This is a genomic window from Curtobacterium sp. MCLR17_051, from assembly GCF_003234395.1.
GTDB classification, from domain to species: domain Bacteria; phylum Actinomycetota; class Actinomycetes; order Actinomycetales; family Microbacteriaceae; genus Curtobacterium; species Curtobacterium flaccumfaciens.
In genome coordinates, this window is sequence record NZ_QKTA01000001.1 from 100848 (window position 1) to 123987 (window position 23140).

Here is a 23140-nt window from a genome sequence, read left to right on the forward strand (position 1 = left end):
CTCGAGTCGGACCCCGGGAAACAGAAGAGGCGGCACCGGTTGGGGGGAACAGGTGCCGCCTTGACATCGAGGGATTGGGGGGAATCCGATTCGATGCCGCCGGAAACGAGTCCAGCGGGATCTACTGTACCCCACGATCGGCCCTCCAGGGCAACCCCGGACACGACCTCCGGGCGTGCCGCGCCCCGACCCGACCGAGGGGTAGTCTCCGGATGCACGCAGGCACCGGCGACGGATGCTCGCACGCACCCGCCGCGGATGCACGCACGCATCCACGACGGACGCACGCATGCATCCACGACGGATGCCACCAGAGGCCGCAACGACGCGAAAGGACATCGATGTCCACTCCGACCCAGACCGACCCCCGAGGCGACGACGGAGCGACCTTCGCACCGCCGCCCGAGTTCGTGGCCGACGCGGTCGCCGGCGAGGACCTCCACCGCGCAGCAGCAGCCGACCGCGAGGCGTTCTGGGCCGAGCAGTCCCGCTCCCTGCTCGACTGGCGCACCCCGTTCACGCAGACCCTGGACTGGTCGGGCGCCCCGTTCGCGAAGTGGTTCGCCGACGGCACGCTCAACGTCGCCGAGAACTGCCTCGACCGGCACGTCCGCGCGGGCAACGGCGACCGGGTCGCGATCCACTTCGAGGGCGCTCCCGGCGACACGCGCCGGATCACCTACGCCGAGCTGACCGCCGAGGTGCAGCGCGCCGCGAACATGCTCACCGACCTCGGCGTGGGCCAGGGCGACCGGGTGGTCGTGTACCTGCCGCTCATCCCCGAGGCCGTCGTGACGATGCTCGCCGTCGCCCGCATCGGTGCCGTGCACTCGGTCGTCTTCGGTGGGTTCAGCGCGGAGAGCCTCCGCGCCCGGATCGAGGACGCCGGCGCGAAGCTCGTCGTCACCGCGGACGGCGGGTGGCGGCGCGGTGCCGTCTCACCGCTCAAGCCCGCAGTCGACGAGGCGCTGACCGGCGAGGGCACCGACACGGTCGAGCACGTCCTGGTCGTCAAGCGCGGCGGCAACGACATCGCCTGGAACGACCGCGACGTCTGGTGGCACGACGAGCTGGCGAAGGCGGCGCCGACCCACGAGGCCCAGGCGTTCCCCGCCGAGACCCCGCTGTTCATCCTGTACACCTCGGGCACGACCGGGAAGCCGAAGGGCATCGTGCACACCTCCGGCGGCTACCTGACCCAGGCGGCGTACACGCACAAGAACGTGTTCGACATGCACCCGGAGAAGGACGTCTACTGGTGCACCGCCGACATCGGCTGGATCACCGGCCACTCCTACGTCGTCTACGGCCCGCTCGCCAACGGCGTCACGCAGGTGCTCTACGAGGGCACCCCCGACGAGCCGAAGCCCGGCCGCTGGTGGGACCTCGTCGACGCGTACGGCGTCACCGTCCTCTACACCGCACCCACGGCGGTCCGCGCAGCGATGAAGGCCGGCCGCGAGATCCCGGAGGCGCGCAGCCTCGAGACCCTCCGCCTGCTCGGCAGCGTCGGCGAACCGATCAACCCCGAGGCGTGGCAGTGGTACCGCCAGGTCATCGGCCACGACCGCACGCCGATCGTCGACACCTGGTGGCAGACCGAGACCGGCGCCATCATGATCTCCGCGCTGCCCGGCGTCACGAAGCTCAAGCCCGGCGCCGCGCAGACGCCCCTGCCGGGCATCGTCGCCGAGATCGTCGACGACGACGGCAACCGTGCCGAACCTGGCGAGAGCGGCTACCTCACGATCACCGAGCCGTGGCCGTCGATGGCCCGCGGGATCTGGAACGACCCGGACCGGTTCGTCGAGACGTACTGGTCGCGGTTCCCCGGCCGCTACTTCGCCGGCGACGGTGCGCGGCTCGACGGGCAGGGCGACATCTGGGTGCAGGGGCGCGTCGACGACGTCATGAACGTCTCGGGACACCGCCTGTCGACGGCCGAGATCGAGTCCGCCCTGGTCGGCCACGAGGGCGTCGCCGAGGCCGCCGTGGTCGGGGCCGCCGACGAGACCACCGGGCAGGCCGTCGTCGCCTTCGTCATCCTGACGGCCGAGGCCGCAGCAGACGTCGACCGCGAGAGCGCCTCGGCGGAGCTCCGCAACTGGGTCGGCAAGCGGATCGGCGCGATCGCGAAGCCGCGCCAGGTCGTAATCGTGCCGGAGCTGCCGAAGACACGCTCCGGCAAGATCATGCGGCGGCTGCTCCGCGACGCGGCCGAGGGCCGCCGCATCGGCGACACGACGACGCTCGCCGACCCGACGATCATGGCGACCATCGCGGAACTCATGTAGTCCCGCCAGACGGAAGCAGGGCCTCCAGTCAGATACAGACTGGAGGCCCTGCTCACGTTCGTTCCGTCGGTCACTGCCGTCAGGCGGTGAGCTCCACCACCAGCTCGACCTCGACCGGCGCGTCCAGCGGGAGCACGGCGACGCCCACCGCGCTCCGCGCGTGGACGCCGGCGTCGCCGAAGACCTCGCCGACCAGGGTCGACGCGCCGTTCGCGACACCGGGCTGGCCGGTGAACGACGGGTCCGACGCGACGAAGACCGTGACCTTGACGACACGGGCCACGCGGTCGAGCGAACCGGCGACCGACTGCACGGCGGCCAGGGCGTTCAACGCGGCCACGCGTGCCTGCGCGGCGGCGGTCTCGGCGTCGACGTCGGTGCCGACCTTGCCGGTCACGGGCAGGGAGCCGTCGACGAACGGCAACTGGCCCGCCGTGTAGACGTACTGGCCCGTCACGACGGCGGCCACGTAGGCGGCGACGGGCGCGGCGACCGCGGGGATCGTCAGGCCGAGTTCGGCGAGCCGGTCGGAGACGCTCATGCGTCGGCCTTGGGGCGCTTCAGGTAGGCGACGAGACCGCCCTCGGGCCCGGTGACGATCTGGACCAGCTCCCAGCCCTCGTCCCCGTAGTTGTTGAGGATCGCGGTGGTGTTGTGGATCATCAGCGGCGTGGTGAAGTACTCCCAGCGAGTCATGCGGTTCCTTGCCAGCCTTTCAGTCGGGGGTGTCGTTTAGGCTGCATCCTATGTCTGCCCAGAAGACGTCTGCATCGCGGACCAAGCCCGTCTCAGCAGTCGGCGCCTTCATCGGATTCGTCGGGTTCAGTGCCCTCGCCGGCCTGCTCGTCACGATCGGGGTCACCCCGGCCATCGCCGTCGCCGGTGTCACGACGACGTCCACGATCGGTGTGTTCGAGTCCCTGCCGGAGTACATCGAGATCGGTGACCTGCCGCAGCGCAACGAGCTGTACGCGTACTCGGGCGGCAAGTCCGTGCACTTCGCCACCCTGTACGACCAGAACCGCCAAGAGCTGAAGTTCGACCAGATCAGCGACCAGCTGAAGAACGCGGCGATCGACGGCGAGGACAAGCGCTTCTACGACCACGGCGGCGTCGACATGACGTCGCTCATCCGCGCCGGTGTGGGCAGCATCGCGGGCGGCCTCGGCGACTCGGGCGGTGGGTCGACGCTGACCATGCAGCTCGTCCGCAACATCAAGATGAACGAAGCCCTGAACCTCCCCACCAAGAAGGAGCAGGAGAAGGCCTACAACGAGGCCGTCGAGCAGACCATCCCCCGCAAGCTGGAGGAGATGAAGCTCGCGATCGGGCTGGCGAAGAAGTACTCCAAGAAGGAGATCCTCACCGCCTACCTGAACATCGCCTACTTCGGCGACCAGACCTACGGCGTGCAGGCCGCGGCGCAGCACTACTACAACAAGAGCGCGACCGACCTGACCCCGGCCGAGGCCGCGTCGCTCATCGCGATCGTGCAATACCCCGAGGCGCGCAACCTGTCGAGCCCGAAGAAGTACGACGCCAACGTCGCCCGACGCAACGTCGTGCTCCGTTCGATGTACGACCAGAAGAACCTCACCGAGGCCGAGTACCGAACGGCTCGCCAGTCGAAGCCGGCGGACTACGTGCACCTGACGCAGCCCTCGCAGGGCTGCCGGTCCTCGGTCGGTGACGGCTCGCAGTTCTTCTGCGACTACGCCAAGAAGGTCGTACTCGAGATGTCGCAGCTCGGCTCGTCGCAGAAGGCACGTGATACCGCGTGGCGCAACGGCGGCTACAAGATCCAGACGACGCTGAACATCGACCTGAACGCCGAGCAGAAGGGCCTGCTGAACACCTACGACAACAAGGCCGAGACGAACCTGGCCCTGGGTTCGACGCTCAACTCGATCGAGGCAGGTTCGGGGCGCATCATCACGATGGCGCAGAACAAGGACTTCGACGAGTCGCTGAAGTCCGCACCCACGTCGACCAGCATCAACTACAGCGTCGACTACAAGTACGGCAGCTCGGGCGGCTTCCAGACGGGCTCGACGTACAAGCTGTTCACTCTGCTCGACTGGGTCAAGGCCGGACACGGCCTGAACGAGACCGTGAGCGGTGCCGAACGAACGGTGTCCCCCTGGACCATCTGTGGCCAGACGGTCGGAACCCCCTTCCCGGTGTCCAACGACGCTCCCGGCGAGGGCGGCAACTGGAGCGTGATGGGAGCCACGGCGGGGTCGATCAACGGTGCGTTCGCCTCGATGGCGCAGAAGCTCGATCTCTGCGACATCCGTGACATCGCGCAGTCGCTCGGTGTCCACCGTGCGGACGGCGGAGAGCTGCAATACCAGAACCCCTCCGCGATCCTGGGCACGAACGAGATCGCTCCGATGACGATGGCCGCGGCCTATGCGGCCGTCGCGAACAACGGCATCTACTGCAAGCCGATCGCCATCGACGAGATCACCTCGCCGTCCGGCAAGAAGCTCGGTGGCCAGACCAAGGACTGCCAGCAGGCCGTTGATCCGGCCTTCGCCCAGGCAGCGATCTACGCGATGAAGGGCACGATCAGGAGCGGTACGGCAGTGGGCGCGCAGACGCCCGACGGCACCCAGCTGTTCGCCAAGACGGGTACCACCGACGAGGCTGACCAGATCTGGCTCGTCGGCGCGAGCTCGCGGGTCGCCACCGCCTACTGGCAGGGCAACACCGACGGCAAGAAGAACAACCTCCGTCACTACAGCAACGGTGTCGGCGGAACGTACGCCGGAGACCGCGCCAAGGTCTGGCGCGAGGCGATGACCCCGATCAACGCGATCTACCCCGCTGGCCCGTTCACCGACCCGCAGCAGAACGCGATCCGCGGCAACGCCAAGGCACTGCCGAACCTGCAGGGCAAGACGGCGGACGAGGCCCGCGCGGCCATCTCGGGCGCCGGGTTCACCTACGTCGACGGTGGGGCGCGCCCCGGCCCGGGCAACCCCGGCTCCGTGACCTCGACGTCCCCGGCGGCGGGTGCGCTCCTTTCCTCGGGCTCGAGCGTCACCGTCTACACGTCGGACGGCACCCAGGCGACCGTTCCGGAGATCGGCGGCGACTCCCTCGGGGACGCCCGCTCGGCCCTGAACGATGCCGGGTTCACGAGCGTCAACCTCGCCGACAGCTACGCCAAGGGCGGCGGTGGCAAGACCTGCAAGGTCGCCGCGGTCGAGCCGGCGATCAACGCCACGGCGAACAAGAACGACAACGTGACGATCCAGCTCTACGGCGACAAGAACGGCAAGGCGCCCAAGGACTGCAAGTGACCCGCGGTCGCACCGCACTCGGTGTCCTCGCTGCCGGCGCGGCCGTCGGAGCTGCTTCGGCAGCGTGGGGCTCGCTCGTCGAGCGGCGTCGCTTCGGGATCCGGTGGGAGACCGTCCCGGTGCTCCCGCCAGGATCCCGTGACGTCACCGTCCTGCACCTCTCCGACATCCACATGGCCCCGTGGCAGGCCGACAAGCAGCAGTGGCTGCGCGACCTGAGCCTGGTCGAACCGGACTTCATCGTGAACACCGGGGACAACCTCGGCCACGCGACCGCGAACGCCGCCGTGGAGTACGCGCTCGAGCCGTTCCGCGGGGTGCCCGGTGTCTTCGCCTACGGGTCGAACGACTTCTTCGGGCCCTCCCCGCGCAACCCGCTCAAGTACTTCTCGGGGCCGAGCCGGATGCACAAGGCTGCGGAGCCCGTCGGTCTCGACATCGATCGGCAGACGGCGTTCTTCGAGTCGCTCGGCTGGCTCGACCTCAACGACCAGGCGCACGCGATCGAACTCCGCGGCTCCCGGTTCGAGCTGTTCGGCACCTCGGACGCGCACCGCGACTGGGACCGCCTCGACCTGCTCCCCACCAACGTCGACGAGATGCGCAGCGACGTGCCGTGGTCCGAGGACGAGGACGGCCCCGCTCCGGTCGCGATCGGTGTCACGCACGCGCCGTACCGTCGCGTGCTCGATGCCTTCGTGACCCAGGGTGCCGACATCATCTTCGCCGGGCACACCCACGGCGGTCAGGTGGCGGTCCCCGGGGTCGGCGCGCTGGTCACGAACAGCGACCTCCCCCGCCGGTACGCGAGCGGGTTGCACAAGTGGGAGCACCGCAACCACTGGTCGTGGCTCGAGGTCTCGGCCGGTCTCGGCACCTCGATCTACGCGCCCGTCCGGTTCGCCTGCCGGCCCGAGGCCGTCGTGGTCACCCTGACCGCACGAGCTTCCTGAGCCGACGCGCCCGGGAGTTCACCGGATGGTCGTGAGCATCCCCGATCATCGGATAGTATTGTCTGGTTGCTCCGGTACGGAGTGATCACACCGCGGGGTGTGGCGCAGCTTGGTAGCGCGCCTCGTTCGGGACGAGGAGGTCGCAGGTTCAAATCCTGTCACCCCGACACTGTGTTGAGACAGTACGAAGAAGGCCCTGGTTCTGCGGAACCAGGGCCTTCTGCTTTCCCCTGGTCGGGCACTCGGGACTACACCTCCCGACACACGAGGCAGCAGCCGCTTCGCCAGCCGCGGTGACGCAGATAGCCTCGACAGCGATGCCAATCGCCGACCGGTACCGAGCTCGCGACTTGCTGGAAGCCTGCACGTCGAAGTTGGTCCGATTGGCCGGACGAGGCCGGACTCGCCACGCGAGGAACACGACCGCGGTGGTCGTGCTCTCGGTCCTGCCCGGGTTGACGATCGCGTTGTACAGCCTCTTCGAGGCGTTGTCGTGACGACAAGATCATGGGCCTCCGTCCTGGCGTTCCTCACCGCACTCGTGCTGAGTGCGTTGCATGCGCACAACGCTGCGCAGTTCATCGCGCACTCGTCGGGCCGGACAGGATTGCTACCGCACCTGTTCCTGCCCGTGGTCCTCTGTTCCGTCCTGTCGCTGATCTACGGCCTTGTGATGACCAGCCCGTCGGCCATCGAGCAGCGACGGTGGGCCACGATCGGGTCGCTCTGCGCGGTCATCCCGGTTGCCGCGCTGTTCGGTTTCCTGACGCTCTTCGCGGTGCTCGGAACGGCTACGGACACGCACCCGGCGGGCTCGGTCGTGTCCGCGTCCAGCCCCGCCATCGCGGCTGCAACGGTGCTCGTGTACACGACAGCTCTCGGCCCGCAGATGCCGTGTTGGGCGCGTTGCAGTGGCCTCGTCGTGATTTCCGCTGTGCCGGTCCTCCTCGCGATCGCGAGGGTGTTGCTGGTGCCCTGACCGGCGAGAGCGAATGAGACGCTGCGGTAACCTGAGCGTGTCATGCAGTATCCGAGCGCTCACCTCGCTGCGATAGCCCAGCAGATCCAAGCTCGTTTCCCAGATCTCGGCGCCGATCCCATCATGGCGAAGAGTCTCGAGAGCAACGTCGCCTCGATGATCAGCGAGGCCCACGAGCGCTACGCCGCGGGAACCGACGGCAGCGTCGTGAGCCACGCGTTCCTCGACCCCGAGCACCTGGCGACCGGCAGTCTGCACGCCGAGCACGCCCAGCACCCGGCTGGCGCCATGCTCGCGGCGGAGATGCTGTTCGACGCCTACCTGCCGGTCTTCGTCGACGAGGTCGGCGCGGCGTCCACCGCCGAGGTCCTGCGCGCCACCAGGGCCCTGCACGCCGGCATCTGGAGCCGGTTCCCGGCCGGGGCGGTCGCGTACACGGAGGCACTACGCCAACGCCTCACCACGGCGCACCTGGACTCCCGGACGCAGATCGCGCGTGATCTGCACGACCGCGTCGCCCACGGCATCCTCGCCGGGCTGCAGCGCCTCGACCTCGTCCTGCTGACGGATCCACCGGCGGACGAACGAGCCGATCAGCTCGACGACGCAGCGCGGTTGCTCCGGAGCGCACTCGGCGACGTCCAGGACCTCGCAGTGAGCCTGCACGCCCGGGTCGGGGATGCCCTGCTCGACGACGCGCTCCGACGGCACGTGCGCGATCTGTTCCCCGACGACGACCTCCTGTCCATCGAGTCGACGGGTGTGGCCGGTCCCCTGCCGAACTGGCAGGCCGAGGAAGCGCTGACGATCCTGCTCGAGGCGCTCACGAACCGCAGCAAGCACGCTCCGGGCTCGACGACCTCGGTGCGCTTCGCGTGGTCCCCCACTGCGCTGGTGGTGACGGTCGCCGATGACGGCCCGGGCTTCGACGTGGAGAGCGACGTCGACGGCCGCCTCGGCCAGCAGACCATGCGCGAGCGTGCCGCGGTGATCGGCGCCCGGCTCGACGTCGAGAGCGTCCGCGGCAGCCGAGACCACGGCACCACCGTCCGACTGACCATCCCGAGGGGCACCCTGTGACCGTCACCCACGTCGCCATCGTCGACGACCACCGGCTCTTCCGCGAAGGACTCGCCACGATCCTGGCCGCGGTCCCCACGATCCGCGTCGTGGCGCACGGCGAGCGACCGGCCGAGGTGCTCGACTCCCCCGAGGCCGCCGCGATCGACGTCCTGCTGCTCGACGTCGAGCTGGACGGCCCGCCGGCACGGACGACGATCGCCACGGTTCGCCGCACCCGCCCGGACATCCGGGTGGTGGTGCTCACGATGCACCGGGATGCCGTCCTCCGCCGCACCCTGCTCGACGCCGGCGCGGTCGACTTCGTCACGAAGGACACCCCGAGCCGCGAACTCGTCGACCGGATCGCGCGGGCCGCACATGCCGACGCGGCACCCGTCACGTTCCCCGTCGACCTGGTGACCGAGGCCCGAGCCGGCTCACCGTTGAGCGACCGCGAGCTCGAGGTCCTGCGACTCCTCGCCGCCGCGCGCACCAACGCCGAGATCGCCGCCGATCTGCAGCTCGCGATCGGCACCGTCAAGCGGCACGTCTACAACGTCTTCCGCAAGCTGGACGTCGGTTCCCGCGTCGGGGCGGTCGCTGCAGCCACGCGCCTGGGCCTGCTCACCTGAAGCGCCACAGAACTTCGTGAGCAGGAATGGTCGGGTGCCCAGCGGACACCCGACCATTCCTGCTCACGAAGCGACCTAGACGGAGACCGACACACCCGCGGGCACGAGCTTGCCGGCGGCGTGCAGCCCGGCCACGACGTCGAGCGCCTGGTGCCGGTACCGTGCCTGCGCGGCACCGGGCGACACGATCACGCCGTTCGCCCCGGTCGAGGCCACGAGTGCGTTGATCTTCTCCGCGACCTGCTCGGCGTTGCCGTAGGCCTGACGCTCGGTGCGGGCCGCGATGAAGCGACGCTCGAGGTCGTTGAACTCGTACGCACGCGCCTCGTCCATCGAGACCGGTTCGGGCTTCCGGCCGGAGCGCATCCGGATGAAGGAGATCATGCCCGGGGCGCTCTGCTCGTCGATGACGGCGGGGTCCTCGTCGGTGACGACCTGCACACCGATCAGCGCGTTCGGCGTCTGCCGGAAGCGCGACGGACGGAACGAATCGCGGTACAGGGCGAGTGCCGCCTCGGTGTTGTCCGACGCGAAGTGGTGGGCGAAGGCGAACGAGATGCCGAGCGCACCGGCGACCTGGGCGCTGTAGCCCGAGGACCCGAGCAGCCAGAACTCCGGCACGTCGCCGTAGCCCGGCACGGCGCGGATGCCCGCCAGCGGGTTCTCCGCACCCATGCCGGTGAAGAACCCGATCAGGTCGGCCAGGCGGTCCGGGAAGTCGTCGACGTCGAGTCGGTCGGTGCGGCGGAGGGCCATCGCCGTCGCACCGTCGGTGCCGGGAGCGCGCCCCAGCCCGAGGTCGACCCGGTCGCCGTACAGCGCACGGAGGGTGCCGAACTGCTCGGCGACGACGAGGGGCGCGTGGTTCGGCAGCATGACGCCACCGGACCCGATGCGGATGGTCGAGGTGGCCGCGCCGACGGCGCTCAGCAGCACCGCCGGGGCCGAAGAGGTGATGCCCGGCATCCCGTGGTGCTCGGCGACCCAGAACCGCTCGTACCCGAGCTGCTCGGCGCGCACGGCCATGTCGATGGACCCCTGCAGGGCCTCGGTGTTGGACTGGCCGTACTCGCGGGTGGCCAGGTCGAGGACGGACAGGTGCAGGGTGTCGTCGGTCATGTGGTCACCAACACACGCCGGCGCACGGGCATTCCTGTGCACGCGACGGACTGGAGGCCCGTGGCGGCGCCGCCACGGGCCTCCAGTCCGTCTGCTGGGTGCGTACCGGACGCACGCCGGCGCGAGCGGTCAGGCGCCGTCGAGGCGGCCGCCGGACTCCGTCAGGTAGCAGTTGGCGCAGAGCGACTCGTAGGCGACGTCGACGCCGTCGATCGCGACCTGGGATCCGTCGAAGACGAACCGGCCGTCGACCGTGCGGGCGTTGAAGACCGCCTTGCGGCCGCAGCGGCAGATGGTCTTCAGCTCTTCGAGGGAGTGCGCGACCTCGAGCAGGCGGGCGCTGCCGGGGAACGCCTCGGTGCGGAAGTCCGTGCGGATGCCGTAGGTGATGACCGGGATCTCGTCGAGCACCGCGATGCGCAGCAGGTCGTCGACCTGTCGCGGGGTGAGGAACTGCGCCTCGTCGACGAGCACGCAGCTGACGGGCCGCACCATGCCGTCCAGGCGCTCCGACTCGGGGTCGACGGCACCGGCGGCGGAGACGGCCTGGCGCACGTCGGCGTCCGGCGAGAACACGATGTCGACGGTCCGGGTGACGCCGAGGCGGGAGACGATCTCACGGTCGCCCTTGGTGTCCACCGCGGGCTTGGCGAGCAGCACCCGGTGCCCGCGCTCCTCGTAGTTGTAGGCCGCCTGCAGCAAGCCCGTGCTCTTGCCGCTGTTCATCGCGCCGTAGCGGAAGTAGAGCTTCGCCACTACGCGAGGAACCCGTCCTCGGCGGCCCGACGGATGAGGTCGGACTTCTTCGAGGCGGGGCGGCCCACCTTGCTGTACTTCTCGCGCACGCGACGCAGGTAGGTCTTGGCGGTCTCGTACTGCACGTTCATCTGCGCGGCGACCTCGTTCGTCGAGTAGCCGGACACGTAGAGCCGCAGCGCCTCTTCCTCACCGGCGCTGAGCTTCGGGCGCTGGTGCGCGGCCGCACCCGTCGGCAGCGGACGCCACTCGCGGGGCTGGGGGGTCTCGCGGGCGACGCCCATGATCTCGCGGGCGACGTCCATGACCTCGCGCATCGGGAGCGACTTCGACAGGAACGCCGCAGCGCCGGCGGCCAGGGCGCGGTCGCGGGACTCACGGCTGTCGACGCTCGAGAGCACGATGACCTTCGCCCCGGCGGCACGGCAGGTGCGGACGCGGGCCTCGATGGAGACCGGTTCCTTGAGCTGGAAGTCCAGGAACACCAGGTCGGTCGGGAAGCTGTCACTGTGGACCATCTCGAGCCAGGTGTGCGCGGTCAGGGCCAGGTCGAAGTCGAACGCGTTCACCGCGATCCAGCTCGACAGGCTGTCCAGCAGCACCTCGTGGTCGTCGAGGATGGCCAGCCGCACACGTCGCGCTCCCGGGTTCGGGAGGGACGGCGACCCCTCCGAGAGCCTGTTCGGGTCAGTGCTGGTCATAGGAGAACCTTAGTGCGAGGGCGGAAGGGCGGACCGCGACGTCGAGGTCGGGGAACGTCACGCGGAGGACGGCGAAGTAGGGGTCGAAGGTGCGGTGGATGCCGATGTCGGAGTCCGCGACGGCGAGCTCCACGTCGACGGACACACGGCCGGGTGCGGGTGCCTGCGCGGGTCGGGCCGCCAGGGCTGCCCGGGCCGCGAGGGCCGCGGGGGCTGCGCGAGCCGCGGGGGCCGCGTGGTCCGCCGGGCGGGCCTGGGGTGCCGGGTCCGCCAGAGTGTCCGCTCGTCGCACCGTCGCGCGGAAGCCGGCCGGGTCGACGGTCGAGGCACGGAGGGCCGCACGGACGAAGGTGCGGACGACCGCCCGCTGGTCGGTGTCGAGCGTCGCGATCAGGCCGTCGGGGTCGTCGACCACCGGCGCCTGACCGCCGTCGACCCGGACGGCGTGCTCGAACCAGGTGCGGTCGGCGTCGGCGACCATGGACGCCCGGATGCCGTCGGCGATCGCACGGGCCCGGGCACGGTCGGCGTCGGTGATGACGTCGCGCGTGCGGAGCTCGGCGAAGAACGGGGCGACGTCGCGGGACAGGATCGTCGAGCGGTCCTGCTGCACGCTCGCCGCGATGCCGTCCCGCTCGGCGCGTGCGACGGAGTACGACCCGGCGCGGATCTGCACCCGTTCGGCGAGCCCCGCGAAGGTCCGGGCGAACACCGCGGACGCGGCGGTCAGCACGAGCGTCGGTGCCGCGGCCAGGAACGCCGCGACGGCGACCGGCACCTCGTGCGGGAACTCCGCGGCGCCCGCGCCCCAGGTCACGGCGTTCACCGCGGCCAGTACGACCCCGCCGATCGTCAGGTCGGTCCACGGGCGGTACGGCGCGACCATGACGATGCCGGTCGCGGTGATCAGGGACATGAAGTCGTTCAGGGCGCTGCGGTCCGGCCCCCACTGCGCCGCGACGCTCGTGACCGACGCCAAGCCGAGCAACCCGACGTGCGCGACGAACGCCGACCGCGGGAACGGCGCACGGAACGGGCTCGAGGCAGCGAGCACCACCACCGCCGAGGCCGCGACGAGCAGCACGGTGAGGGCACTGAGGGTGGGGCTGCCCACGACGTCGCGGTCGAAGATCGACACGAGCAGGGCCCAGACGACGCTGCCGGCGCCGAGCACGACGGCCAGGGGTCGCGACCCCATCGCGCCGAGCGGGTCGTACTGCTGCGCGGTGCGACGGGGCCCCGGACCGGACCCGAGCCGCTGCCGGATCGCGTTCATCGCTCGGTCCCCCGGCCGTCGCTGACCGCCGGCACGGTGACCGCGCCGGTGACGGGTCCGTACGGCACGGTCATCATCACGCTCGTGCCGGAACCGGGCGACGACCAGATCTGGACGTCACCGCCGACCCGGCCGATCCGCTCTCGCACCGAACCGCGGAGGCCCATCCGGTCGGCTCCGGTGGCGTCCTCGTCGAACCCACGACCGTCGTCGACGACCATGACGGTGCAGGACGCGCTGTCGTCGAACACGCTGACCTCTGCGGCGTCGGTCCCCGCGTGCTTCCGCACGTTGGCCAGGCACTGGCCGACGGCCCGGACGACCGCCGACAGCGCACGCTGGTCCAGGCGCTCGAGCGCGGAGGTGTCACCCGAGACGGTCACGTCGAGTCCGAGCGTCCGGTGCTCGTCGACCATGGTGCCGAACGCCTCGGCCGCGGCCCCGGGACGCGGGCGGGCGGCCGGCGCGAGCCACCCCTTGCCGGTGAGCACCGCGACGTCGGCGTCGACCGTCTCGGCGAGGTGCGGGTCCATCGGGCCGTCCGGCGCGAGGGCGATCGCGCCGAGGTGGTTGAGCACGGTGTCGTGCAGGATCGCGGACGCCTCGGCCTCGACCCCGGCGCGGTAGGCGGACACGTGTTCTTCGCGCGCCGAGCGCAGGAGCTCGGGCTGCACCCGTTCGCTCCGCCCGGTGCTGCGGGTCGTGAAGAGCACGAGCGCGACCACGAAGCCCAGGGTCACCCAGGCCAGGATGAGCGGACGGGGCGACTGGTCGGCCTGCACGATGGCGATCCAGGTGGCGAGTCGTCCGGTCAGGAAGCCGACGAAGGACCACAGCACGACGCGGCTCGGCACGGCGCCTGCTCCCCCGACCAGGATGAGCGGGATCACGACGAGGGACATCAGGTACGAGGTCACCCACCCGGTCGGCACCTGCTGCTGGACCCCGACGGCGAACCACCAGGCACAGACACCGCCGACGGCCAGGAAGGCGATCGCCGAGACGCGGTTGCCGAACTGCACGTGCACGCCGATCATGGCGAGCATCGGGACGACCGCCAGCGCCGTGCCGACGACCTGCACCCCGGGCTCGGACAGGCCGTAGAGCACGAGCGTGATGGCCGCGGCCAACAGCGAGCCGATGGCGCCGGCGTGGAATGCGCGCACGGTCGACCACGCGTTCACTCGCGGTGCGAGGTGCGTGGGGATGCCGAGCACGAGGTGGATCCTTCCGGGTGGCAAGGGCGCCGTCCACGATCCAACCACCGGAGCAGCGGCCGTGTACCCCGAATCCGGGGCCGTGCGGCGACCCGCACGATGATAGCGGCCCGGACCGGGGTCTTGCTGTCCCCCGAACGTGGACCGGACACGACCCGGACGGACGCTCCTCAGAACAGCGTCTGCGCCGCAGCCGGCCGGAGCAGCCGCTGGTCGAACCCGGGGTCGGCGCGCTTCAGCGGTGACACCGTCGGCACCGACTGCTCCTGCGGCAGCGCCTGCGGCCCGCCCGTGCCCAGCCCCTGCGGCACGCCCGGCTGCAGCGTCCGCGGTTCCGAGAAGCCCATCGACCCCGTCGCTGGGTCCACGCGCCCCAGTCCGACCCCGTGCGCCGCCAGGATCGGGCGGATGCGCTCCGACAGCCACCGTCGGTAGTCCTTCGGCGCGTAGGTGTTGTCGAGGTACATCGCGCGGTACCGCTGCACCAGGTCGGGTCGCTCGCGGCCGAGCCACTCGAACCACCACGGCTTGACGCCCGGCCGCAGGTGCAGCGCCGAGTACGTGATGCTCGTCGCGCCGGACGCGGTCGCCCGACCGATGGCGTCGTCGAGGTGCGCCCGGGTGTCGGTGATGTACGGCAGCACCGGCATCAAGAACACGGCGCAGTCGAGCCCCGCGTCGCGGATGGCCCGCACGGTCGCCAGCCGGGCCGACGTCGTCGGGGTGCCGGACTCGACCGACTGCTGCAGCGAGTCGTCGTACACGGCGATCGACATCGCGAGGTCGACCGGCACCACCTTCGCCGCCTCGGCCAGCAGCGGTAGGTCTCGGCGCAGCAGCGTGCCCTTCGTCAGGATGCTGAAGGGGGTGCGCGACTCCGCCAGCGCCTCGATCACACCGGGCATCAGCCGGTACCGCCCCTCGGCCCGCTGGTACGGGTCGGTGTTCGTGCCGAGCGCCACCGGGTGGCGGTCCCACGAGGGCTTGCCGAGTTCACGACGCAGCACGTCGGCGACGTTCGTCTTCACCACGATCTGCTGGTCGAAGTCGGCGCCGCCGTCGAACTCCAAGTAGGTGTGGGTCGGGCGGGCGAAGCAGTACACGCAGGCGTGGCTGCACCCGCGGTACGGGTTGATCGTCCAGCCGTACGTGCCCGAGCCGTCCGCGCTCGGCACCCGGTTCAGGGCGCTCTTCGCCAGGACCTCGTGGAAGGTCACCCCGGCGAACTCGGGCGTCGTCACGCTCCGGACGAACCCGCTGTTCGATTCCATCCCGGGCAGCGCATCGCTCTGCTCGGCGTCGATCGCCTGTCCACTCCACCGCATGCCGTCATTCGAACACACGTTCGAACAGACCGCAAGCCGAAGGGACCACCACAGGTCTCAGTGGTGGAGGCCGAGCACCTTCGCCGTGCGCTCGAGCGTGGCGTCGGCCAGAGCCGGGTCGTCCCCGAGGTCCTGCCCGTAGGTCGGCACCATCGCACGGACGTCGTCCTGCCAGCCGTCCCACCGGTCCGGGAAGCACCGGCGCAGCATCGTGAGCATGATCGGCACGGCGGTCGAGGCACCCGGCGACGCCCCGAGCAGGCCGGCGATCGAGCCGTCGGCGGCGGTGATGACCTCGGTGCCGAACTGCAGCACACCGCCCTTGTCCTTGTCGGGCTTGATCACCTGGACGCGCTGCCCCGCGGTGATGCGGTGCCAGTTCTCGGGCTCGGCGCTCGGCATGAAGTCGCGGAGCGCCTCGAACTTGGTGTGCTTCGACGCGAGGAGCTGGCCGACCAGGTAGCGGACCAGGTCGAAGTTCGAGAACGCGACGCTCAGCATCGGGCGGAGGTTGTGCGGTCGGATCGAGCGGAACAGGTCGAGGACCGAGCCCTGCTTCAGGAACTTCGGGCTGAATCCCGCGTACGGCCCGAACATCAGCGACGACCCACCGTCGACGATGCGGGTGTCGAGGTGCGGCACCGACATCGGCGGGGCACCGACACTGGCCTTGCCGTAGACCTTGGCGGAGTGCTTCTGCACCACCTCGGGGTCGTCGGTGCGCAGGAACTCGCCCGACACCGGGAAGCCGCCGTAGCCGCGGATCTCCGGGATGCCGGACTTCTGCAGCAGGTGCAGGGCTCCGCCGCCGGCGCCGACGAAGACGAACTTCGCGGCGATGCGCTGCGTCGACCGGCCGATCTCGTTGCGCACGTTGAGCACCCAGCCCTCGGACACCTTCGAGCGGGTCAGGTTGGTGACCTGGTGCGAGGGTTCGAACTCGACACCGTCGATCTCGAGCTGGTCGAAGAGCTGGCGGGTGAGCGACCCGAAGTCGACGTCCGAGCCGGCTGCCGAGTAGGTCGCTGCGATCGGCTGGTCCTTCTTGCGGCCGGGGATGAGCGCCGGCGCCCACTTCCGGATCTGCGCCGGGTCGTCCGAGAACTCGATGCCCGCGAAGAGCGGGTGGTTCCGCATGGCCTCGTAGCGGGCACGCATGTAGGCAACGTTGGCCTCGCCCCACACGAAGGAGATGTGCGGCGTGGGGTTGATGAAGTTCGTGGGTTCGGGCAGCACGCCGGTCTCGACCAGGTGGGCCCAGAACTGCCGCGAGACCTGGAACTGCTCGTTGACCGTGACGGCCTTCGCGATGTCGACGCGGCCGTCCGGCAGTTCCGGCGTGTAGTTCAGCTCGCACAGTGCCGAGTGCCCGGTGCCCGCGTTGTTCCACGGGTTCGAGGACTCCTGCGCCACCGTGCCGAGCCGCTCGTACACGCGGATCTTCCAGCTGGGCTCGAGCTTGTGGATGATGGCCCCGAGCGTGGCACTCATGATGCCTCCGCCGATCAGGACGACGTCGATGGGGTCCACCTGCTGCTCTGCCACCCGTCGATCCTACCGGCGGCACCCGACAGACGGACAGGAGGCCCGTGGCGGTGTCGCCACGGGCCTCCGGTCCGTCTGCTGGTCGCGCCCGGGGCGCGCTACGCGTCGACGGAGCGGCGCGCGACGATCGTCTCGGCGATCTGCACCGCGTTGAGCGCGGCGCCCTTCCGCAGGTTGTCGTTGCTGACGAACAGGACGAGGCCGCGGCCCTCGGGCGCGGACTGGTCGGCGCGGATGCGGCCGACGAACGCCGGGTCCTGGCCGGCGGCCTGCAGCGGGGTCGGGACGTCGGAGAGCTCGACTCCGGGTGCGCTCGACAGGATCTCGGTCGCACGCTCGGGCGACAGCGGACGCTCGAACTCGGCGTGCACCGAGATGGAGTGCCCGGTGAACACGGGGACGCGCACGCAGGTGCCGGCGACGAGCAGGTCGGGCAGCTCGAGGATCTTCCGGCTCTCGTTGCGGAGCTTCTTCTCCTCGTCGGTCTCGCCCAGGCCGTCCTCGACGATGCTGCCGGCGAGCGGCACGACGTCGAAGGCGATCGGACGGACGTACTTGACGGGCTCGGGGAACGTCACGGCGGATCCGTCGTGCGTCAGCGCAGCGGTGTCCTGCTCGAGCGCGGCCTTCGCCTGGCCCAGGAGTTCCTCGACCCCGGCGAGCCCGGAACCCGAGACCGCCTGGTAGGTCGTCGCGACCAGGCGGCGGAGCCCGGACTCGGTGTCGAGCACCTTGAGCACCGGCATGATCGCCATGGTCGTGCAGTTCGGGTTCGCGATGATCCCCTTCGGCGCCTGGTCGATGGCGTGCGGGTTCACCTCGCTCACGACGAGCGGGACGTCGGGGTCCATGCGCCAGGCGCTCGAGTTGTCGACGACGAGTGCCCCGGCGGCGGCGAACTTCGGCGCGAGGGCCCGCGAGGCGGTGGCCCCGGCGGAGAACAGCGCGATGTCGATGCCGGACGGGTCGGCGAGCTCGGAGTCCTCGACCACGATCTGCTCGCCCCGGAACGGCAGCGTCGTGCCGGCGGAACGGGCGCTCGCGAAGAAGCGGACCCGGTCGGCCGGGAACGCGCGCTCTTCGAGCAGGCGACGCATCACGGCGCCGACCTGGCCGGTGGCGCCGACGACGGCGACGGTGAGGGTGCTCATGCGGTGCTCCTGGTGGTTCAGCGGATCGACGGGTCGGCGGGCGTCAGCGGCCGGTGCCGGCGTAGACGACGGCCTCGGCGTCGGCGTCGAGGCCGAATGCGCTGTGCACGACGCGCATCGCCTCGTTCAGGGTGTCGGCACGGGTCACGACCGAGATGCGGATCTCGGACGTCGAGATCATCTCGATGTTGATCGACGCGTCGTGCAGGGCGCGGAACAGCTGCGCCGAGACGCCGGCGTTCGTGCGCATGCCGGCGCCGACCAGGGCGAGCTTGCCGATCTGGTCGTCGTACTGGATGCTCTCGTAGCCGATGTCGGCCTTCGCGACCTCGAGCGCCGTCAGCACGGTCTGGCCCTGGTCCTTCGGCAGGGTGAACGAGATGTCCGTCCGCCCGGTCGACGCTGCCGACACGTTCTGGACGATCATGTCGATGTTCGCCCCGGCGCGTGCCACGTTGGTGAAGATCTCGGCGGCCTTGCCCGGCTGGTCCGGGACCCCCACGACGGTGATCTTGCCCTCGGAGAGGTCTCCGGCGATCCCGGTGATGATCGGTTCTTCCACGGTTTCCCCCTCGGCAGGGTTGTAGACGATGGTGCCCTCGTTGTTGTTGAACGAGGACCGGACGTGCAGGGTGACGCCGTGCCGCCGGGCGTACTCGACGGCGCGGATGTACAGGACCTTGGCACCCGAGGCTGCGAGCTCGAGCATCTCTTCGCTGGTGACGCGGTCGACCTTGCGGGCCTTCGGCACGACGCGGGGGTCGGCGGTGAAGATGCCGTCGACGTCGGTGTAGATCTCGCAGACGTCGGCGTCGAGTGCTGCGGCGAGGGCGACGGCCGTGGTGTCCGAGCCGCCACGGCCGAGCGTGGTGATCTCGCCCGTGGTGCGGTTGAAGCCCTGGAACCCGGCGACGATCGCGACGTGACCGGAGTCGAGCGCCTCGCGCACGCGCTTCGGGGTGACGTCGACGATGCGGGCCTTGCCGTGCTGGGCGTCGGTGAGCATGCCGGCCTGGCTGCCGGTGTAGGAGGACGCTTCGACCCCGAGGCTCTTGATCGCCATCGCGAGCAGCGCCATCGAGATGCGCTCCCCCGCGGTCAGGAGCATGTCGAGCTCACGGCCGGCGGGGATCGGCGTGACGGAGTGCGCCAGGTCGACGAGTTCGTCGGTGGTGTCGCCCATCGCCGACACCGCCACGACCACGTCGTTGCCGGCCTTCTTCGTCTCGACGATCCGCTTCGCCACGCGCTTGATGCTCTCGGCGTCCGCGACGGATGAACCACCGAACTTCTGCACGATCAAGGCCACTGGCTGGTACTCCCGGAGACGGCGACACCGCGAGGTCACGCGGTCTCACAATGGTAGTCGGTGTTTCGGGGATGTTGCGTGCGAGCGGGCCCCGACGCAAGGATCCTGCGTGGCGGTCAGCCGCCGACGACGCGGCGCCCTTCGAAGGCACGACCGAGCGTGACCTCGTCGGCGTACTCCAGGTCGCCGCCGACCGGCAGGCCCGACGCGAGCCGCGTGGTGCGGATGCCCATCGGGACGAGCAGCCGACTGAGGTACGTCGCCGTCGCCTCGCCCTCGAGGTTGGGGTCGGTCGCGATGATGACCTCGGCCACGGTGCCGTCGGCCAGGCGCGTCATGAGCTGCTGGATGCGCAGGTCGTCCGGTCCGATGCCGTCGATCGGGCTGATCGCCCCGCCGAGCACGTGGTACAGCCCGCGGAACTCGCGTGTGCGCTCGATCGCCGCGACGTCCTTCGCCTCTTCCACCACGCAGATCGTCGCCGGCGAGCGGCGCGGGTCGCGGCAGATGCTGCACTGGACGTTCTCGGTGACGTTGCCGCAGATCTCGCAGAAGCGGACCCGCTCCTTGACGTCGGCGAGCAGCTGGGACAGCCGGCTCGGGTCGAACGACTCGGTCTGCAGGATGTGGAAGGCGATGCGCTGCGCCGACTTCGGGCCGATGCCGGGCAGGCGACCGAACTCGTCGATGAGGTCCTGGACGATCCCGTCGTACATCAGGCACCGTCCTGGTGGAGAGCGGTCTCCTCGATGAACTGGGCGTTGAGGATCTCACGCACGACGGCCTCGCCGTACCGGCCGGCGACCGGGGCGCGGCGCGCGGGCGGTGCGGTGCGTGCGGGAGCGGCGGCGGGCTGGGCCGCGCGCTGCGGTGCGGCCTGCTGCGTCGGGGCTGCCGGCGCCGCGGCTGCGGGCGCTGCACCGCGTCCGATCCCCGGGTCGGGGAACGGGGCGCCGTCGTCGTACGGTTCGTCGTCGAGCGGGTAGTCGTCGACCGGGACGCCCGGCACGACGGGACCGCCGGGAGGCACGGCTCCCGCTCCGGACGCCGCCTGCGGACCCGGGGTGGTCGGCTGGTCGGGCTGCCCGGCCGTGGCAGCGCCCGGTCGCGCGGGTGCGGCCGACGGTGCCGACTCGGCCGGCTGGGGCGTGCTCGTCTCGGCGGGGGCGACCGGCGCGGACGCCGGCACGGTGCCGAAGGGTGCTGCCCAGCTGGGCTCGACGGACTCCGGGACGGCGTCGGCGGTGGGGTCGCTGGCGGGGATCGTCGCGACCGCCCAGTCCGTCACCGGCGCGCCCGAGGGAGCGGGGGTCGGTTCGGCCGGTGCCTGGTCGCGCTGCGGGGCGGACGCGGTCGGCACTGCCTTCGGCTCCGGCGCGGACTTCGGCGCGGGCGCTGCCTTCGGCTCGGGTGCTGCCGACGCGGCCTTCGGCTCGGCGGCAGGGGCAGCCGTCGGCGTGGGCTCACCAGCGGAAGCCGGCGCCGGGGACTCCGGTGCTGCGGGCTCGGGCGCCGGCGCCGGGGTCGCGGCGGCGGGCGCCTGGGCAGCGGGCGCCGGACGCTGGGCCGATGCGGCCTGCTGTGCCGGAGCCGACTGCTGCTGCTGCTGCTGCTGCTGGGGACGCTGCTGCTGTCCGGGCCCGCGGGCGACGAACTTCACCCGGAGCCCGAGGACGTCCACGATGGCGGCGCGCAGCAGTTCGCTGACGCTGGCCGACGGGTCGGACATCTCCTTGAACGAGGCGACGTCCTGCTGGCTCGGGAACGTCAGCGTCAGCACGTCGTCGCGGAGCGCGGTGACCTGCGCCGTGACGACCACCGACCACGCCGAACGCTTGGCGTGCTGCACGTGCTCGACGATCTGCGGCCAGGAGTCGCGCATCTGCTGGAAGCCGACGGCACCGACGGTCCGGACGGCGGGCTCGTCACCGATCGTCGTGCCCTGACCGGTGGACGACGGGCTGACCGGCTCGGCCGCGGGCTTCGAGGGCTCCGGCTTCGAGGGCTCCGGCTTCGAGGGCTCGGACTTCGCGGGCTCGGCCGAGGTCTGCGCGGGTGCTCCAGGAGTGCTCGGAGCGACCGCTGCCCACGACGCTGCGGCGTCACGGGCCACGGCTCCGGAGTCGGCCTGCGGCGCGGCGGGCTGCTCGACGGGACGCTCGGGCGTCGCACGAGCCGCTGCCGGAGCGGGCGTCGGGGCGAGGGAGGGAGCAGGCGCTGCGGGAGCCGCGGCTGCCGGCTGCTCACGACGCGGTGCAGCGGCGACGGCGGGAGCGGACTGCTCGCCGGCGCCGGCCTGGTGTCCACCGGCGTCGTGTCCACCGACGTCGCCCACCCCGACGCGACGTTCCAGCCGTTCCACCCGGGCGAGGGCTCCGCGCTGGGTGTCGTCGGCCTCGGGCACGAGCATCCGGGCCGTCATGAGTTCGAGGTGCAACCGGGGCGAGGTCGCGCCGGTCATCTCGGTGAGGGCCCGGTTCGCGATGTCGGCGGAGCGGGAGAGCCCGGTCGCGCCGAAGACCCCGGCCTGGCGGCTCATGGTGTCGAGTTCTTCCGGGGAGACCCCGCGCAGGACGGCGGCGGCGCTCTCGTTCGTCGCCGCGACGACGATCAGGTCGCGCAGGCGCTCGAGCAGGTCCTCGACGAAACGGCGGGGGTCCTGTCCGGTCTGCACGACGCGGTCGATCGCGGCGAACGCGGACGCCGGGTCGGCGACGGCCAGGGCGTCGACGACGTCGTCGAGCAGGGCGGCATCGGTGTAGCCGAGCAGGGCCACGGCACGCTCGTAGGCGATCGCACCGTCTTCGCTGCCAGCCATCAGCTGGTCGAGCAGCGACAGGGTGTCACGGACGGATCCACCGCCGGCACGCACCACCAGGGGCAGGACGCCGGGGGCCACCGACACGGACTCCTGCGTGCAGAGCTGCTCGATGTACTCGAGCATCACCGCGGGCGGGACGAGCCGGAACGGGTAGTGGTGGGTGCGAGACCGGATGGTGCCGATGACCTTCTCGGGCTCGGTCGTCGCGAAGATGAACTTGACGTGCTCCGGCGGTTCCTCGACCAGCTTGAGCAGTGCGTTGAAGCCCTGCGGCGTCACCATGTGCGCTTCGTCGAGGATGAAGATCTTGTAGCGGTCGCGAGCCGGCGCGAACACGGCACGATCGCGCAGGTCACGCGCGTCGTCGACACCGTTGTGGCTCGCGGCGTCGATCTCGATGACGTCGAGCGAACCGCTGCCGTCGCGGGCGAGTTCCACGCAGCTCGGGCAGACGCCGCACGGGGTGTCGGTCGGGCCCTCGGCGCAGTTCAGGCAGCGCGCCAGGATGCGGGCCGACGTCGTCTTGCCGCAGCCACGGGGCCCGCTGAACAGGTAGGCGTGGTTGACGCGGTTCGTGCGGAGCGCCGTGCGGAGCGGGTCGGTGACCTGCGACTGCCCGATCAGCTCGGCGAAGTTCTCGGGCCGGTAACGGCGATACAGGGCGGTGACCACGCGACAAGGGTAGCCGTCAC

The 23140-nt window shown here is 70.7% G+C and carries 19 protein-coding genes and 1 tRNA gene; 7 read left to right on the forward strand and 13 right to left on the reverse strand.

Going from position 1 to position 23140, the window contains the following annotated elements; translation table 11 throughout:
- Nucleotides 1-341 precede the first annotated feature (341 nt).
- On the forward strand, nt 342-2294 hold the full coding sequence (gene acs, locus DEJ06_RS00490) for an acetate--CoA ligase (protein ID WP_111038061.1): 1953 nt from the start codon (nt 342-344) through the stop codon (nt 2292-2294).
- 79 nt (nt 2295-2373) lie between these two features.
- Here the strand turns inward: acs and DEJ06_RS00495 are convergent, their stop codons facing one another.
- Both DEJ06_RS00495 and DEJ06_RS00500 read right to left on the reverse strand, forming a co-directional pair.
- A complete protein-coding gene (locus DEJ06_RS00495; protein ID WP_111038062.1) occupies nt 2374-2835 on the reverse strand; it encodes a RidA family protein in 462 nt (153 codons plus the stop codon).
- Nucleotides 2832-2990: a DUF4177 domain-containing protein gene (locus tag DEJ06_RS00500; RefSeq protein WP_017888699.1), complete on the reverse strand. Its 159-nt coding sequence runs from the start codon at nt 2988-2990 to the stop codon at nt 2832-2834. The genes DEJ06_RS00495 and DEJ06_RS00500 overlap by 4 nt, the downstream gene beginning before the upstream one ends.
- 50 nt (nt 2991-3040) lie before the next feature.
- Between DEJ06_RS00500 and DEJ06_RS00505 the strand changes: the two genes are divergently transcribed.
- The 6 genes from DEJ06_RS00505 to DEJ06_RS00535 all read left to right on the forward strand — a co-directional run bounded on the left by DEJ06_RS00505 (nt 3041) and on the right by DEJ06_RS00535 (nt 9228).
- Nucleotides 3041-5602 (forward strand): transglycosylase domain-containing protein, encoded by a 2562-nt coding sequence (locus DEJ06_RS00505; RefSeq protein WP_071405007.1) that lies wholly within the window; start codon nt 3041-3043, stop codon nt 5600-5602.
- Complete coding sequence (locus DEJ06_RS00510; protein WP_071405008.1) at nt 5599-6555, forward strand: metallophosphoesterase; 957 nt, start codon at nt 5599-5601, stop codon at nt 6553-6555. Before DEJ06_RS00505 ends, DEJ06_RS00510 begins: the two co-directional genes overlap by 4 nt.
- A gap of 93 nt (nt 6556-6648) precedes the next feature.
- Nucleotides 6649-6722: transfer RNA gene (locus tag DEJ06_RS00515), tRNA-Pro, on the forward strand.
- Between the two features lie 374 nt (nt 6723-7096).
- Entirely contained in the window at nt 7097-7534 is a 438-nt protein-coding gene (locus DEJ06_RS00525; protein WP_146247013.1) for a hypothetical protein, read from the forward strand.
- Between the two features lie 123 nt (nt 7535-7657).
- A complete protein-coding gene (locus tag DEJ06_RS00530; protein WP_111038065.1) occupies nt 7658-8614 on the forward strand; it encodes a sensor histidine kinase in 957 nt (318 codons plus the stop codon).
- Complete coding sequence (locus tag DEJ06_RS00535) at nt 8611-9228, forward strand: response regulator (RefSeq protein WP_111038066.1); 618 nt, start codon at nt 8611-8613, stop codon at nt 9226-9228. Before DEJ06_RS00530 ends, DEJ06_RS00535 begins: the two co-directional genes overlap by 4 nt.
- Before the next feature lie 75 nt (nt 9229-9303).
- On the opposite strand, the gene DEJ06_RS00540 is transcribed toward DEJ06_RS00535, so the two are convergent.
- From DEJ06_RS00540 to DEJ06_RS00590, 11 genes are all read right to left on the reverse strand, one after another.
- Nucleotides 9304-10347, reverse strand: coding sequence for an LLM class flavin-dependent oxidoreductase (locus DEJ06_RS00540; RefSeq protein ID WP_111038067.1), 1044 nt, complete (start codon nt 10345-10347; stop codon nt 9304-9306).
- Nucleotides 10348-10476: 129 nt separating this feature from the next.
- The gene (locus DEJ06_RS00545) at nt 10477-11103 is read right to left on the reverse strand and encodes a thymidine kinase (protein ID WP_111038068.1); all 627 of its coding nucleotides are present in this window, start codon (nt 11101-11103) and stop codon (nt 10477-10479) included.
- Nucleotides 11103-11804, reverse strand: coding sequence for a response regulator transcription factor (locus DEJ06_RS00550; protein ID WP_035808846.1), 702 nt, complete (start codon nt 11802-11804; stop codon nt 11103-11105). Before DEJ06_RS00550 ends, DEJ06_RS00545 begins: the two co-directional genes overlap by 1 nt.
- A complete protein-coding gene (locus DEJ06_RS00555) occupies nt 11791-13080 on the reverse strand; it encodes a hypothetical protein (RefSeq protein WP_111038069.1) in 1290 nt (429 codons plus the stop codon). Before DEJ06_RS00555 ends, DEJ06_RS00550 begins: the two co-directional genes overlap by 14 nt.
- Nucleotides 13077-14297: a sensor histidine kinase gene (locus tag DEJ06_RS00560; RefSeq protein ID WP_071405013.1), complete on the reverse strand. Its 1221-nt coding sequence runs from the start codon at nt 14295-14297 to the stop codon at nt 13077-13079. Before DEJ06_RS00560 ends, DEJ06_RS00555 begins: the two co-directional genes overlap by 4 nt.
- Nucleotides 14298-14467: 170 nt before the next feature.
- The gene (locus DEJ06_RS00565; RefSeq protein WP_111038070.1) at nt 14468-15622 is read right to left on the reverse strand and encodes an Rv2578c family radical SAM protein; all 1155 of its coding nucleotides are present in this window, start codon (nt 15620-15622) and stop codon (nt 14468-14470) included.
- 57 nt (nt 15623-15679) lie between these two features.
- The gene (locus DEJ06_RS00570; protein ID WP_111038071.1) at nt 15680-17167 is read right to left on the reverse strand and encodes a malate:quinone oxidoreductase; all 1488 of its coding nucleotides are present in this window, start codon (nt 17165-17167) and stop codon (nt 15680-15682) included.
- Nucleotides 17168-17265: 98 nt separating this feature from the next.
- Nucleotides 17266-18318: an aspartate-semialdehyde dehydrogenase gene (locus DEJ06_RS00575; RefSeq protein ID WP_071405015.1), complete on the reverse strand. Its 1053-nt coding sequence runs from the start codon at nt 18316-18318 to the stop codon at nt 17266-17268.
- 43 nt (nt 18319-18361) lie between these two features.
- Entirely contained in the window at nt 18362-19627 is a 1266-nt protein-coding gene (locus tag DEJ06_RS00580) for an aspartate kinase (RefSeq protein WP_017888681.1), read from the reverse strand.
- A 116-nt stretch (nt 19628-19743) separates the two neighbouring features.
- Entirely contained in the window at nt 19744-20343 is a 600-nt protein-coding gene (recR, locus tag DEJ06_RS00585; RefSeq protein ID WP_111038072.1) for a recombination mediator RecR, read from the reverse strand.
- Nucleotides 20343-23120, reverse strand: a complete 2778-nt coding sequence (locus DEJ06_RS00590; protein ID WP_111038346.1) for a DNA polymerase III subunit gamma and tau — start codon at nt 23118-23120, stop codon at nt 20343-20345. Before DEJ06_RS00590 ends, recR begins: the two co-directional genes overlap by 1 nt.
- Between the last annotated feature and the right edge of the window lie 20 nt (nt 23121-23140).